This is a genomic window from Mesonia algae (assembly GCF_003253545.1).
In the GTDB taxonomy this organism is placed as follows: domain Bacteria; phylum Bacteroidota; class Bacteroidia; order Flavobacteriales; family Flavobacteriaceae; genus Mesonia; species Mesonia algae.
On record NZ_QKYV01000002.1, the window covers coordinates 19284 to 33752 of the forward strand.

Sequence of the window (14469 nt, forward strand, 5' to 3'; positions counted from 1 at the left end):
GCTTATCATAATCTCGATAGGAAAATTATACATTATGAAAAATACTTATTTTTCATAATGTATAATCGTATCTTCTAAAGTTTTTCTTACTTTTTTAAACTCAGCAAACATATCATCTTTTGCTCGATAACCAACGGGTAACAACAAAACGGGTTTTAATCGATACTTATCTAAACCTAAAATTTCTTCTACTTTTTTTGGCTGAAACCCTTCCATAGGACAAGCGTCAATTTTTTCAATGGCGCAAACCGTTAGTAAATTTCCCATCGTTAAATACAATTGGTTTTTTGCCCAAGTTTCAATTTTCTCTTTACTGCTTTTTTCAAAATCTTTAATAAGAAAATCTTTAAACGGATTTAAAATTTCGTCTGGCGTATTTCTTAGATCCTTTACTCTCTCGAAATAGTTGAGAATAAATTGCTCATCAATATTATCCTCAATGCATAGAACAAGTACGTGAGAAGCTGTACTTATTTGTTGCTGATTAAAACAAGGTTCTAAAAGTTGTTCTTGAACTTTTTTATTTTCAACGACGAGCATTTTTATAGGCTGCAATCCATAAGAGGTTGCCGTAAGTGAAAAAGCTTTTTCTAAGATTTCTATTTTATTTTGAGAAATCTTTTTTTCGGTGTCAAATTTTTTAACGGCATAACGCCATTCTAACGAATCTATAACATTCATTAACTTAAGGTTTGTTTATCTTTGCGGCAATTTACAAAGATTCGCACTCAATTACAGAAAATTAAATCTATAAATTATACTTTCGATTTCCACTTATGAATAACATATACATTATTGCTTTATTTTTAGGATTGAGTCTTCAAATGACTGCTCAAGACGACAGCTTACCTTCTCAAAACAATAACCGACACCAGATTGTAGCTTCTACAGATAACGATTTCTTTGCGGTATTTACTAATAAAGATAGATCATACTCCTTTGGCGTTTCAGCAGGTTATAGATTTATTCCAAACAAGGAAAACTTATTTACGCGTATTTTTTCAGATAAAAAGGACTTTCTTCATTTTATTAATTTAAAATTAGAAGCTTATACTCCAAATTATAATTTTAATACAGGTGAAACTACTGGAATTAGACCTTTTGCGGGTTGGTCATATGCTACATTAGGTACTACTTATGCGTTCGATAAAAGTATAATAACATTTAAAGCAGAAATTGGTGTTTTAGGTGAAATTTCTCAAGCACACGAGTTACAAGATTGGTTTCATTCACAAGTTTCCGGAGATGTAGTGCTAGAAGGTTGGGACAAGCAAGTACCCAATCAGCTAGGAGTAAATTTAAAAGCGAACTATACACGCTCTATTTTTACAAATAATAGTTTTAACGGTTTTGTAGAAGGAAATGCTTCTTTAGGAAACGTAAGAACTTTTGTGAACCCTCAGTTAGGAATACGTTTTGGTAGGTTTTTAGAAATTCAAAAATCTACAGCATTTCAAAACTCATTATTTAATTCTAATGATGAAGTAGAGTATTTTATAAAGTTGACAGGAGGATTTAAATTAAAAGCTTACGATGCCACTTTACAAGGTAATATGTTTGGATCTAACAAGAATGATTACATTTTAGAAGATATAGATCATACTACTTTTCATGCTAGTTTAGGAGGTTTTATTCATTATAGGGATTTAGATTTTTCTGCTATTTATTATATTAATAGTGGTGAAATAGACTCTATAAGAACACATAGTTATGGTGCTATAAGTATCGCCTACCAATTTTAAGTATTAACATTTAAGTTACTTTAGTCTTATTTGGTCATAGTATCTTTGCGAAAAATCATACATATGAAATCTATTTTTACCCTCTTTTTTTTATTTCTCACCTCATTAACGACTTATTCACAGTTGGTTATTAATGAATTAGATTCAGATAGCGATAGCATCGATGATCTAGAATTTGTCGAAATAAAATCTAACACTCCTAATTTTAACCTTAACGGATATGTACTCGTATTCTTTAATGCTTCCACCTCTGGAGGTAATTCTAGCTACTTAACCTTCGATTTGTCGGGCTATACTACAGATGTGAACGGACTTTTACTTATAGGAAGTAGTCAAGTTTCTCCAGTTCCGCAGTATATTATTTCTCCCAATTTAATTCAAAACGGTGCTGATGGAGTAGCAATTTATCAGGATAGTCCCTCGGCATTTCCTGAAGGAACTCTAGCGACACAAACCAATTTGATTGATGCTTTAGTTTACGATACAAGTGACGCCGATGCTACTGGTTTAATGGCTTTATTAGGCGAAACAGTACAGATTGATGAAGATGAAAATAATAATAAAGATTTTGAATCTATTCAGTTAAATAATGATGGAGTTACCTATACTGTGACTACGCCAACGCCAAGACAATTAAATGATGGTAGCGGTATTGTTTTAAACGGACTTACAATTTCGACCACCGCAACTCAGTATGATGAGGGAAATAATTTTGATATTACTTTCACCACAGAAAATGCAGTATCACAAGATGAAACCTTCAGCTTTAGCTTAAATAATGCAGGTTTTGATAATTCAGATTTTACAGGCTCTACTACATTGACGATCCTTAGCGGAAATAATTCCGTGACAACGAATATTCAATTGATAGATGATACTAGCGATGAGGGTGACGAAGTGGCTCTTATTCAGTTAACAAATTTACCTAGTGATTTTATTGCTCTAAATGATCAAATTGAATTACGTATTGTAGATAATGATTTTGTAGTTTCTCCTTGGGGAACACCTATAAATCCTACTTTTGGCACTGTTGCGAATACCAAACCAGCAGGATATTATAGTCCTATAGATGGTTTATCAGGTACTAATCTAACAGATGCTTTACAAGATATTATATCAGAAGAAGGCGTGGTTAGAGCGCAAACCTATGCAGACGTAATTGATATTTTAAAAGAAGCAGATCAAAACCCAGCAAATAGTAATGAAGTATGGTTGGTATACTTAGAGATTTCTAGACCAAAATTAGATTTTCAAACTACTTCAAATAATTTTGGAACTTGGAATAGAGAACATACTTATCCAAGATCTAGAGGAGGTTTTGCTAGTATCGAAGATGATGATATCGCCGATGGGAAGAATATCTTTTGGAACACCAATGCAGATTCCCTTCGTCATGGAAACTCAGACGCTCACGCTTTAAGAGCTGTAGACGGACCTGAAAACAGTTCTCGAAACAACCAACATTATGGGGAATATACAGGTCCGCAAAACACTCAGGGTAGCTTTAAAGGTGATGTAGCTAGAAGTGTATTATATATGGCGATTCGTTATAATAATTTAGCGATAGTAAATGGTTTTCCAGAGAATGGTCCTGGCGAATTAGGAGATCTAGCTACCTTGTTGACTTGGCATAGAAATGACCCTCCAGATGATTTTGAAATGAATAGAAATAATGTCGTATACGAATGGCAAAAGAATAGAAATCCATTTATTGATTATCCAGATTTAGTGGAATACATCTGGGGAAATCAAGTAGGAAATACGTGGAATAATCCTTTAAATGTTGATTCTTTAAGTGAAAATGAAATTAGTGTATATCCAAATCCGTCAAGCGGAAGTATTTTCGTGAATGGAGTAAATGGAAATTTCACATTATCTGTTTATAATGTTACAGGTCAAAAACTAAACACTTTTGAAGCTACTCATACGGAAGAGATTCAACTTAATTTATCTACGGGAGTTTATTTACTTCAAATTGATAAAAACCATCATAAATTCACTAAAAAGCTTATAGTGAAATAAGCTTTTATACTACTGAATATTAAAGCCTTACTTCTTAAAAAGTAAGGTTTTTTTTATGAAAAATTTTTATTTTTTCAATTGAATTTTAGTTTACATTAGCTCGGTTTTATAAAATTCAAATGAATAAATTTATAGTTGTAGATCAACCTAAATCTTGGCATTTTTTAGAAGAAAATGCCAAAATAATTTCTGCCAAAGATTACCTTACCAACCCTTCTTATGCATCTTTAAAAAATGCAAGGGTTTTTAATTTATGTAAGAACTTTTCTTATCAATCTAAAGGCTATTATGTTTCCCTGTTGGCAGAGGCAAGAGGTCACTCTCCATTACCTACAGTGAAAAACCTAGTAGACTTACGGGCTTTAAAACTGGTTAAGATCGTATCAGAAGAGTTTGATGATCTTATTCAGCAAAGCTTAAAGAATATAAAGTCTAGAGAGTTTGTGTTGAGTATCTATTTTGGTCAGAACGTAGCTCAAAAATACAAAGATTTAAGTGCGATGATTCATCGTCATTTTCAAATACCTTTTCTAAGAGTAAAATTTAATTATACTCATAAGTGGCATATTCAGCAAATAAAAGCTATTGGTGGATCAGATATTCCAGAAGATCATCAAGAAAGTTTAAAGTTGTTTGCTCAGCAATATTTTTCTAAAAAAAGATATGATACTGCACGCCCTTCAAAAGCGATGTACGATTTGGCTATTTTGGTAAAAGAGGGAGATGTAGCTCCGCCAAGTAATGCAAAAGCGATTAAGAAATTTATAGAAATTGCCGAAAAAATGCATTTTTATGTAGAGGTTGTTACACCTAAAGATCTATCTAGACTTTCTTCGTTTGATGCTTTGTTGATAAGACAAAGTACCGAGGTGATGAATGAAGCTTATGCATTTGCAAGAAAAGCACAACAAGAAAATATAGCCATTGTAGATGAACCCGATGCTATCTTAAAATGCTGTAATAAAGTATTTATGGCCGAAGCTCTAGAAATTGCAGGTATTGCTGCACCAAAAACTAAAATTGTTCATCAAGAAAATATTCAAGCTGTATTAGATTATATCCCATTACCTTGTGTGTTAAAATCTCCAGATTCTACCTTTTCTTTTGGAGTAAAGAAAGCTACAACAGTAGAGGAGTATCATAGCTTAGTAAAAGATATGCTCAAAACTTCAGAACTTATTATCGCGCAAGAATTTTGTCCGTCAGATTATGATTGGCGTATAGGTATGCTAGATGGAGTTCCATTTTATGCTTGTCGTTACTATATGGCAAAAGGACACTGGCAAATTTATAATTGGGATGCTAAAGATAAAGACGACCAAGACGGTAATGCCGATTGTTTACCCATAGAGAAAGTGCCTAAACCTATTTTAGAAGCTGCGATAAAAGCAACTAAAATTATGGGAAAAGGACTTTTTGGAATTGATATTAAAGAGATAAATGGTAAAGCTTTAGTTATTGAAATTAACGATAATCCTAATATAGATGCAGGAGTAGAAGATGCCTATTACGGAGACGAAATTTACATCAAAATCCTAGAAGCATTAATTAAACGTTTAAATGAAAAGTAAAAAGTATCATTTGTTCGAAGTGGTAGGGATAGAATTAGAGTATATGCTCGTTCAACAAGAGAGTTTAAAAATAGCCCCGAATGTAGATGAACTATTTATGCTTAAAAGCGGAAGTATTACTTCAGATATTGATAATGGTGCTATAAGTTGGAGCAATGAGTTGGTAGCTCACGTGGTGGAAATAAAAACAAATGGACCTGCTGCAGATATTAAAAAACTATCTCAGGATTTTTATAAAAACATTCAAGAGATCAACATCCTTCTAAAGCAGAAAGGATTGCAATTATTACCAACAGCTTCGCACCCTTTTATGAATCCGTTGACGGAAACTGTATTATGGAAACATAGCTATAGTGAAGTGTATGAGTTGTATAATCGAATTTTTGACTGTAAGGGTCACGGTTGGTCCAACGTGCAAAGTATGCATATTAACCTACCCTTTTACTACGATGAAGAATTTGAACAACTTCACGCCGCTATACGTATATTATTGCCTATTATTCCTGCGTTGACCGCTAGTTCTCCTATTTTAGAAGGAAAAACTACCGGTGTTTTAGATACACGTTTAGAGTACTATAAAAACAATCAACAGAAAATTCCTGTAATGACAGGGAAAGTGATTCCAGAGCAGGTTTTTTCTAAAGAGACTTATCATCAAAAAATTTTTCAGCCTATTCAAAAAGCGATTACTCCTTATGATAAGCATAAAATTTTAGATCATTTATTTTTAAACTCTAGAGGAGCTATAGCTCGGTTTGATAGAAATGCTATTGAAATTAGAGTGATCGACCTACAAGAATGCTCCAAAGCAGATCTCGCTGTCGCGGAATTAATTATAGAAACGCTAAAGTGGATGATTAAAAATTTAAATTTAGAAGAATTAAAATCGTGGCACGAAAATGATTTGTTGAAAATATTTGATCAAGCCATTACAAAAGGGAATGAAGTGATCTTGCCAGAAATCTTTATAGAACTTTTCTTATTCGAAAGAAGAGAGGTTTCCGTAAAACAATTGTGGAGTTATATTTTAGAGAATGTTTCTTTTCAACTTTCTAAGGAAGCTAAGGAAGCCATCCAAATTATTTTAAGTGAAGGTTCATTATCACAACGTATTTTAAAGGTTTTTTCTAAAGATAATTCTGAAAATAGTATTCGAGAAATCTATCAACAATTAGCAGGTTGTTTAGCTAAGAATCAATTGTTTCAACCTTGAAACTTATAATCACATGCGAGCATGGAGGAAACAAAATTCCTCTTGCTTACTCTTCATTATTTGGACAAAAAAATACACTTTTAGATGCTCATCAAGGTTGGGATCTAGGGATTTTAGAGGTGTTTGAGTTCGTGAAAATAGAAGCGGATTTTTATAAATCTTCTTCTATCTCTCGTTTGCTCATTGAAAAAAATAGATCATTACACCATCCAAATTTATTTTCAGAAATTACGCAATCATTGAAAATTTCCGCTAAGCAAAAAATTATTGAAAAGTATTATTTGCCTTATCGGAATGAGATAGAACAACAAATACATAATTTCGTAAGCAAAGGAGAGGAAGTTTTACATGTCTCTCTGCATTCTTTTACCCCTATATTAAACGGACAAAAACGTAATGCTGATCTAGGATTTTTATACGATCCAAAAAGAAACGCTGAGTTATTTTGGGTGAAAAAAATGATAGATTACTTGGATAAATCTACTAACTTAAAAATAAGAAGAAACTATCCTTATTTAGGAACGGCAGATGGTTTTACCACCTATTTAAGAAAACAATTTTCCGAAAATTATGGTGGAATTGAGATAGAAATTAATCAGTGTTTGTTGGTTAATAATCAATTCCCATTACCAATCCAAAAAAGTCTAAAGTCAATGATTCAAAAATTATGAAAATTTCTCTTCAACTTCTTGAGTAACTTCTATTACTTCTCCAGCATTTAACTCGTCAACTTTTATATTACCTACTCTTACTCTAACTAGTCTAAGTGTGGGAAAGCCAACTGCAGCAGTCATCTTTTTCACTTGTCTAAACTTCCCTTCCGTTAAGGTAATCGAAGCCCAACTGGTGGGGCCGTGTCTTTCATCTCTAATTTTTTTAGCTCTTTCTGGGAATGTGGGTTTTTCTTCAAGTAAAAAAGCATTACAAGGAAGTGTGGTGTATGGCTTCCCGTTGATACTAATCTCTAAACCTTTCTTAAGCTGTTCTATAGCTTCTAAAGTTATTTCTCCATCGACTTGAACATAGTATTCTTTCTCTACAGATTGAGACAAAATTTTATAGCTCATTTTTCCATCCGTAGTTAAAATAAGTAAACCTTCTGAATCTTCATCTAATCGGCCAACGGACATAGTTTCTTTTGGGAAATCATACAATTCCCCTAACATCTTTTTGTTTTTTCGTCTTTTATGCTGGTTTACAAACTGACTTAAATATCCGTAAGGTTTATAGATTTTAAAATGTTGATGCATTACTTAAAAGCTTTATTTAAAATGCTCATTACCCCTCTAATAAATGTTGCACTAGTTAACACTTTTAAAATATGATCTGATGCAGATTTGCCATTACTTCTCGTAGAACGACTCGTTTTTTTCTCTACAGTTTTACGTTGTTCTTTAGCTTTTTCTTTTTGGGTTTCTTCTTCAGCTTCTTTAATTTTCTTAGTAAGCATCTCATAAGCACTTTCGCGATCCACAGGTTGATTATACTTATCTATTAATTTTGAAGCTTTAAGCACTTCTTCAATTTCGCTAGAGGTAAGTATATCCATTCTGCTCATAGGAGCTCGTAACATAGTTGCAGCTAGGGGAGTAGGTCTTCCTTTTTCATCTAGCGCGGTTACTAAGGCTTCTCCTATACCTAATGAAGTTAATATTTCTTCGGTATCATAATAATCAGATAAAGGATAATTTTGTGCTGTAAGCTTAATAGCTTTTCGGTCTTTTGCAGTAAAAGCTCTTAAGGCATGCTGAATTTTAAGTCCGAGCTGACTTAACACTTCGCTTGGAATATCTGTAGGATTTTGGGTTACAAAATATATACCAACCCCTTTAGAACGAATAAGTTTAATAATGCTTTCAATTTGATCTAAGAGTGCATCTGAGGCTTCTTTAAAAATAAGATGTGCTTCATCAATAAACATGACCAATTCGGGTTGGTCACTATCTCCTTTTTCTGGAAAAGTGGAGTAAATTTCAGCTAAAAGACTTAATATAAATGTAGAAAATAATGCAGGCTTATCTTGAATATCGTTTAATCTAATAATATTTATAAATGCTTCGCCTAAATCATTTTTTTTTAGCAAATCTTTCACTTCAAATGAAGGTTCTCCAAAAAACCGATCTCCTCCTTGTTGCTCTAATGCAACAATTTTTCTTAAAATGGCACCTGTAGATGACTTTGAAACTCTTCCATATTTTTTTTCAAAATCATCTTCTCCTTCTTCAGTAATATAGCGAACTAATTTTTTTAAATCCTCTAGATCTAATAACGGCATGTGTTTATCATCACAATATTTAAAAATGATCGCTAGAATTCCCGTTTGAGTCGGACTCAAATCTAAAATACGAGACAGTAACACAGGACCAAATTCACTTACAGTAGCTCTCAATTTTACTCCATTTTGATTAGAAAGTGATAAAATTTCTACGGGAGAAGCTTTTGGAGTAAATTCAAACCCTATTTTTTCATGTCTACCAGCTAATTTGTCTGCTATTGGTGATGGTTTTGCTAATCCGCTTAAATCCCCTTTCATATCCATCAGTACAACAGGAATACCTTTTTGGGATAAGTTTTCTGCTAAAATTTGAAGCGTCTTTGTTTTTCCAGTACCTGTAGCTCCAGCAATTAAACCATGTCTATTTAACGTTTTTAAAGGAATCTTTACGGAAGCACAGGAGTGTGGAGCTCCTTCTTTCATGGCTGCACCTAGATAAATATAATCGGCTTTTGTTTGATAGCCTTCTTGTATATGTTTAATAAATTTTTCTTCTGTTCCCATAGTTAGATCAATAGCATAATTAAAAAAGCCCCATCAATTAAGATAGGGCTTTAAATATAAGAGATAAATTTAAAATTTACTCAATTATTAATTTCTTTACAGATTCTTGAGATCCGTTAGAAACTTTTAGAATATAAATTCCAGATTGAGGTTGATTTAAATCAATGTTTTTTGTTAAAGATTCTGAAGTAGAAATCATAGTATTACTAATCAATCTTCCTCTTAAATCGTAAACTTTTGCAGAATAATCTGCACCAGAAGCTTCATTAAAATTAATTGTAAAGTTTCCGTTGTTTGGATTAGGGTAAACTGAGTAAAGTTGTGATAACTCATTTGTATCAGCCGCTAATTGATTCGTAATTTGGAAAAGCTCAGAGTTTACTGCATAAAAAACATTTCCTCTTCCTTTTACTTTAATTCTACAAATAGAAGATGATGTACCTATTGGCAATTGAAAAGTAGATGAACCACTATTTTCATGACCTATTCCAACTAATTCAAAGCTTATTCCAGCATTATAAGATAAGTAAATATCTACATTAGAGGTGTTTATTCCGTTACTATTAGTTCCAGCAACATCCCAAGTAACAGTTATAGGTTCATTTTGATCATAACTAAGGCCTGGAGTATTTTGCGAAGTTACCACAAATGGTCCTGTATTAGCAACGGTAATGTTTAAATCTTCACGAGAGCTCTGTCCACCTAAGACATTATTATCTCTTACGGTTACTGCAAATTCATAGTCTCTAGGTCCGTCTGATATTACTTCCCATGTAGGAGCTAGGTTTCCTTGAAGAACACTATTAGCTTTAGGAAAAGAACGTGTTGGTGATGATACTGGAAGAAAAGATCTAAATACCGGTCCTTGTGTAGCACCTGGTGTAGGTGGTGCAGGAGTTATTTCTGTATCCATTTGTTCCCAGCAATAGGTTAAATCGTCTCCATCTACATCAGTCGCAGTTGCTGTTAATTCAAAAGCTGTTCCGTATGGAATAGTATAATCTGGAAGTGAATTAACTTGAGGAGCAGTATTATTTATATTTATCTCTTCGGCACAATTACCTCCTGTTGAGAAAGAAAGATTATTGTAAATTACATTAATACTTTCTGCGTGAAAATAAGGATCACTTGCGTCTTGAACATTTTCTGGAGAACAGATTCCAGCATATGCCATAATAGTTGTACCACTTCCTGGTTCTACTGCGGTTGCATTACTTCTATTTCCACCTGAACAGTTGCCTTCGTCACCATTAAAAGTATGTGGACTTCCAAACTGGTGACCAATTTCGTGAGCTACAAAATCTATGGCATAAGGGTCACCTATAGGTGTGGGTAAACCAGTAATACCACGTGCTTTAGCTGTATTAGAACAAACAGATGCCAATTGTGCTAAACCACCTCCACCAGTACTAAAAGTATGACCAATATCGTAATTTGCATTACCTATTAAACCATTTATTACTTGTTGACTTTGGTTTATTAATACTTGAGAGTTGTTATTGTTAAAAGGATCGGTACTACCATCTAAATATACAACCGTATCATTATTATCTACAAGAATAAATGTAGAGGCAAGATCTTGTTCATATATTTCATTTACCCTGTCTACAACAGCGACAATAGCATCCATTACTACTTGTTTCTTAACTGCATCAGAACTTCCATTGTTGCCAGTTAAGTTTACATGGTACTGAGAGTATTCTCCAGTCGTAGCAACAGCTAACCTGTATCTTCTTAATATTGATTCGTCTACATCTGCTAAATTAGAAGTGTTTTCACTTGACCTCTCACTACTCATTTCATCGGTAGATAAACAATAAAAATCAGAAGAGTTTTCTGTATTTTTTCTAAAAAATACTTGATATTGATTACCAGATAAAGTGTATGGGTTTATATACAAAGGACCATTTTCTGTTGATATAGATCCAAATAAACCTTGACTCGTTAAAGTAAGTCTGACCGTATTTTTTTTATCTTTAGAAATACCAACATAAGATGAAATTGCAGGAAATTTAGCTGCTAATTCATCACTCATAGTTTGAGCTTTGTATATTTTGAATTTTTGAAAAGCTTCATTACCTATAGGTAAAACCAAATCAACAGTACTATTAACTCCTTTAAATCTCAATGGAGCCTGTAAAATTTCATTTTTAAAACTTGATAAATTTAAATTATAAGTTTCGAATTTTTCAATAATTGTAGTACTTTGTCTAATGTCCTCTTGACTAATATTCGAAGCTTCAGTTTGTGTCCAAAAATTTCTATTTTGAGCAAAAGCTAAGGTAGGTAGCGCTATCACAATTAATAGCAAATTTGTAATTTTTTTGTTTTTCATAATCTAACTTTATTATTAAGCCATAAATATAAGACTGAAATCCTAACTTTTAAAGTTTATGATGTTTTTTTTACATATAAATGGAGAATTCTATACTAGTGTTTTGTATTTTTACCTTTATATAAATCCATATAATTTTTTAAATAAGTTATGAAAAAATTTACAATTTTATTCGTCTGTATTTTGTTAGCTAATCTTTCTTTTGCACAAATTCAAACGCCACAACCAAGTCCTAGTGCTAAAATGGAACAAATGGTAGGACTAACTACAATTAATGTAGAATACTCTAGACCTTCTATGAAAGGAAGAGAAATTTTTGGAAATCTAGTTCCTTTTGGAAAAATGTGGAGAATGGGTGCTAATAATAATACGACTATCTCATTTAGTGATGATGTAATGATTGGCGGTAAGAAGTTAGCTGCTGGAGATTATGCCCTTTTTGCAAATCCTACTAAAAATTCTTGGGAAATCGTATTTTATAATGATACTAACAACTGGGGACTTCCTCAAAAATGGGATGAAAGCAAAGTAGCTTTAAAAGCTAAAGCTGAAGTTCAAAAAATGCCAATGACAATGGAAACTTTTACTATTGTTATTGATGAGTTAAAAAACGATTCTGCAGCGATTAACTTTTTATGGGAGGATACGGTTGCTTATTTGACAGTAAACGTTCCTACGGAAGATAAAACTATGACCAGCATCAATAAAGTTTTAAATGGTCCTTCTGCTAATGATTATTATGCTGCAGCTAGCTATTTTCTTGAAGAAGGAAAAGATATCAATCAAGCTTTAAAATGGATCAACAAATCTGTTGAGATGCAAGAAAATGCTCCTTTCTATGTATTGAGAAAAAAATCTTTAATAGAAGCAAAAGCTGGAAAGAAAAAAGATGCTATTGCAACGGCTAAGAAATCTTTGGCTGCAGCTAAAAAAGCTGGAAACCAAGATTACGTAAAAATGAATGAAGACTCTCTAAAAGAGTGGGGAGCTAAATAAATCTTAGTTCTAATTCTAATCTTCAAATAAGGAAGTAGTTTTTTTACTTCCTTATTTTTTGTCAAAAAGTTGAAGTATCATCGCAATTCCCATTACCAAAGCACAACCAAATAGGTTGAGCCATAAATAAGGCATCCAATCGTTCCACCAACCTATAATTACAATTACTTGTGTAATTATTGCCGCTATAAATGTAGCATTGCTTTTTACATATTTTACGAAGAAAGCAAGTAAAAATATTCCTAATACATTTCCGTAGAAAATAGAGCCAATAATATTAACAAGCTGTATTAAATTGTCAAATAGGTTTGCCGTACAAGCGATAATGATGGCGAAAATTCCCCAGATCAAAGTGAAAACTCTCGATGCATTTAAGTAATGCTGGTCAGATTTTTCTGATTTGACGTTTCTTTTATACAAGTCTATAACCGTAGTAGAAGCTAATGAATTTAACTCTGAAGCAGTAGAAGACATTGCTGCCGATAATATCACAGCCAATAACAATCCAATTAGCCCAATTGGTAAATGATTTAGTATAAAATGAATAAAGACATAATCTTTATCGTTGGTTTGTATGGTCTCATCTGCTTGTTTAATTAAAACACTTGCTTCTTCTCGAAGTTGAAATTCTTGCTCTTGTAATTCATTTAATTCCGCTTTAGCGATATCAATCTCTTGCGTATTAGATAGAGCTACAAATGCAGTCGATTTTTCTGCTTTTTTTAGCTGAAGCTGATTTAGCTCCTCCTGTAATTCATGATATTCTTCTTGATAAGCAGAATTTTCAATCACTTGCGTGGAAACAGGATTAAAATTAAGCGGAGAAGGGTTGTATTGATAAAACACAAAGACCATAATCCCTACCAAAAGAATAAAAAATTGCATCGGAACTTTTAACAATCCATTAAAAATTAAACCCATCTGACTTTGCTTTAAACTCTTAGCCGAAAGGTATCGTTGCACCTGGCTTTGATCTGTGCCAAAGTAGGAGAGGGCTAAAAAAGTTCCACCAATGAGTCCGCTCCAAATGGTATATCTATTTTCAAAATCAAAAGAAAAGTCTAAAATTTCCATTCTTCCACTAGCGCCAGCAATATCTAATGCTTTAGTGAACGTAACTTCTTCTGGTAAATATTTAAGGACTAGAAAAAAAGCGATAAACATTCCGGTGAAGATAATCGCCATTTGTTGTTTTTGAGTAACGCTTACCGCTTTGGTTCCTCCAGATACGGTGTAGATAATTACTAAAATTCCGATAAGGATATTAAGAGTAAATAAATCCCAACCCAGTACTGCTGAAAGTACTATAGAAGGAGCAAAAATGGTTATTCCTGCAGCCAAACCTCGCTGAACTAAAAACAGTAATGCCGTAAGAGTTCTGGTCTTTAAATCGAAACGAGTTTCTAAATACTCATAAGCAGTATATACTTTTAAACGATGATAAATAGGAATAAAAACCATGCAAATGACAATCATCGCAATAGGAACACCAATATAAAATTGCACAAAACCCATCCCACTATGAAATGCTTGTCCTGGAGTAGATAAAAAGGTAATTGCACTGGCTTGTGTTGCCATAACCGATAAACCAATCGTCCACCAACGTGCTTCGTTACCTCCTTTTAAATAATCGCTTACGTTTTTGCTGCCGCGAGAATGATAATAACCATAGATGACAATAAACGCCAAGGTTGAAAATAAAATAATGAGATCAATATAATGCATGGCTTATTGAAAGAATTTCATAAGGATATAAAAAAAGAGAATATAGACTACATTCATTACTAATAGTAGAGTGTAGCTTTTTTTCC

General features: G+C 32.9%; 11 protein-coding genes. 6 read left to right on the forward strand and 5 right to left on the reverse strand.

Going from position 1 to position 14469, the window contains the following annotated elements; genetic code table 11:
• Nucleotides 1-45 precede the first annotated feature (45 nt).
• Complete coding sequence (locus LX95_RS03305) at nucleotides 46-681, reverse strand: NAD(P)H-dependent oxidoreductase (protein ID WP_111540017.1); 636 nt, start codon at nucleotides 679-681, stop codon at nucleotides 46-48.
• A gap of 95 nt (nucleotides 682-776) precedes the next feature.
• On the opposite strand from LX95_RS03305, the gene LX95_RS03310 reads away from it, so the two are divergent.
• The 5 genes from LX95_RS03310 to LX95_RS03330 all read left to right on the forward strand — a co-directional run bounded on the left by LX95_RS03310 (nucleotide 777) and on the right by LX95_RS03330 (nucleotide 7219).
• On the forward strand, nucleotides 777-1742 hold the full coding sequence (locus LX95_RS03310; RefSeq protein WP_111540018.1) for a lipid A-modifier LpxR family protein: 966 nt from the start codon (nucleotides 777-779) through the stop codon (nucleotides 1740-1742).
• A gap of 63 nt (nucleotides 1743-1805) precedes the next feature.
• Nucleotides 1806-3764, forward strand: a complete 1959-nt coding sequence (locus LX95_RS03315) for an endonuclease (RefSeq protein WP_111540019.1) — start codon at nucleotides 1806-1808, stop codon at nucleotides 3762-3764.
• A gap of 119 nt (nucleotides 3765-3883) precedes the next feature.
• The gene (locus LX95_RS03320; protein WP_111540020.1) at nucleotides 3884-5335 is read left to right on the forward strand and encodes a RimK family protein; all 1452 of its coding nucleotides are present in this window, start codon (nucleotides 3884-3886) and stop codon (nucleotides 5333-5335) included.
• Nucleotides 5325-6548, forward strand: coding sequence for a glutamate-cysteine ligase family protein (locus LX95_RS03325; protein WP_111540021.1), 1224 nt, complete (start codon nucleotides 5325-5327; stop codon nucleotides 6546-6548). The genes LX95_RS03320 and LX95_RS03325 overlap by 11 nt, the downstream gene beginning before the upstream one ends.
• Nucleotides 6545-7219 (forward strand): N-formylglutamate amidohydrolase, encoded by a 675-nt coding sequence (locus LX95_RS03330; protein WP_170116574.1) that lies wholly within the window; start codon nucleotides 6545-6547, stop codon nucleotides 7217-7219. Before LX95_RS03325 ends, LX95_RS03330 begins: the two co-directional genes overlap by 4 nt.
• On the opposite strand, the gene LX95_RS03335 is transcribed toward LX95_RS03330, so the two are convergent.
• The 3 genes from LX95_RS03335 to LX95_RS03345 all read right to left on the reverse strand — a co-directional run bounded on the left by LX95_RS03335 (nucleotide 7214) and on the right by LX95_RS03345 (nucleotide 11662).
• Nucleotides 7214-7798: a pseudouridine synthase gene (locus LX95_RS03335; RefSeq protein ID WP_111540023.1), complete on the reverse strand. Its 585-nt coding sequence runs from the start codon at nucleotides 7796-7798 to the stop codon at nucleotides 7214-7216. The two genes, LX95_RS03330 and LX95_RS03335, sit on opposite strands and share 6 nt — an antisense overlap.
• A complete protein-coding gene (locus LX95_RS03340; RefSeq protein ID WP_111540024.1) occupies nucleotides 7798-9327 on the reverse strand; it encodes a helicase HerA-like domain-containing protein in 1530 nt (509 codons plus the stop codon). Before LX95_RS03340 ends, LX95_RS03335 begins: the two co-directional genes overlap by 1 nt.
• A 76-nt stretch (nucleotides 9328-9403) precedes the next feature.
• Nucleotides 9404-11662 carry a reprolysin-like metallopeptidase gene (locus tag LX95_RS03345; protein ID WP_111540025.1) on the reverse strand — a complete coding sequence of 753 codons (2259 nt, stop codon included), beginning with the start codon at nucleotides 11660-11662 and terminating at the stop codon, nucleotides 9404-9406.
• Nucleotides 11663-11812: 150 nt separating this feature from the next.
• On the opposite strand from LX95_RS03345, the gene LX95_RS03350 reads away from it, so the two are divergent.
• Nucleotides 11813-12658, forward strand: a complete 846-nt coding sequence (locus tag LX95_RS03350) for a DUF2911 domain-containing protein (protein WP_111540026.1) — start codon at nucleotides 11813-11815, stop codon at nucleotides 12656-12658.
• Between the two features lie 51 nt (nucleotides 12659-12709).
• Here the strand turns inward: LX95_RS03350 and LX95_RS03355 are convergent, their stop codons facing one another.
• Nucleotides 12710-14383, reverse strand: a complete 1674-nt coding sequence (locus LX95_RS03355) for a sodium:solute symporter family transporter (RefSeq protein ID WP_111540027.1) — start codon at nucleotides 14381-14383, stop codon at nucleotides 12710-12712.
• Between the last annotated feature and the right edge of the window lie 86 nt (nucleotides 14384-14469).

Bases quoted from the DNA above. Each gene is read 5' to 3' on its own strand.
- LX95_RS03335 (WP_111540023.1), bottom strand. From the start codon at position 7,798: ATGCATCAACATTTTAAAATCTATAAACCTTACGGATATTTAAGTCAG.
- LX95_RS03340 (WP_111540024.1), bottom strand. From the start codon at position 9,327: ATGGGAACAGAAGAAAAATTTATTAAACATATACAAGAAGGCTATCAA.
- LX95_RS03315 (WP_111540019.1), top strand. From the start codon at position 1,806: ATGAAATCTATTTTTACCCTCTTTTTTTTATTTCTCACCTCATTAACG.
- LX95_RS03345 (WP_111540025.1), bottom strand. From the start codon at position 11,662: ATGAAAAACAAAAAAATTACAAATTTGCTATTAATTGTGATAGCGCTA.
- LX95_RS03350 (WP_111540026.1), top strand. From the start codon at position 11,813: ATGAAAAAATTTACAATTTTATTCGTCTGTATTTTGTTAGCTAATCTT.
- LX95_RS03320 (WP_111540020.1), top strand. From the start codon at position 3,884: ATGAATAAATTTATAGTTGTAGATCAACCTAAATCTTGGCATTTTTTA.
- LX95_RS03305 (WP_111540017.1), bottom strand. From the start codon at position 681: ATGAATGTTATAGATTCGTTAGAATGGCGTTATGCCGTTAAAAAATTT.
- LX95_RS03355 (WP_111540027.1), bottom strand. From the start codon at position 14,383: ATGCATTATATTGATCTCATTATTTTATTTTCAACCTTGGCGTTTATT.
- LX95_RS03325 (WP_111540021.1), top strand. From the start codon at position 5,325: ATGAAAAGTAAAAAGTATCATTTGTTCGAAGTGGTAGGGATAGAATTA.
- LX95_RS03310 (WP_111540018.1), top strand. From the start codon at position 777: ATGAATAACATATACATTATTGCTTTATTTTTAGGATTGAGTCTTCAA.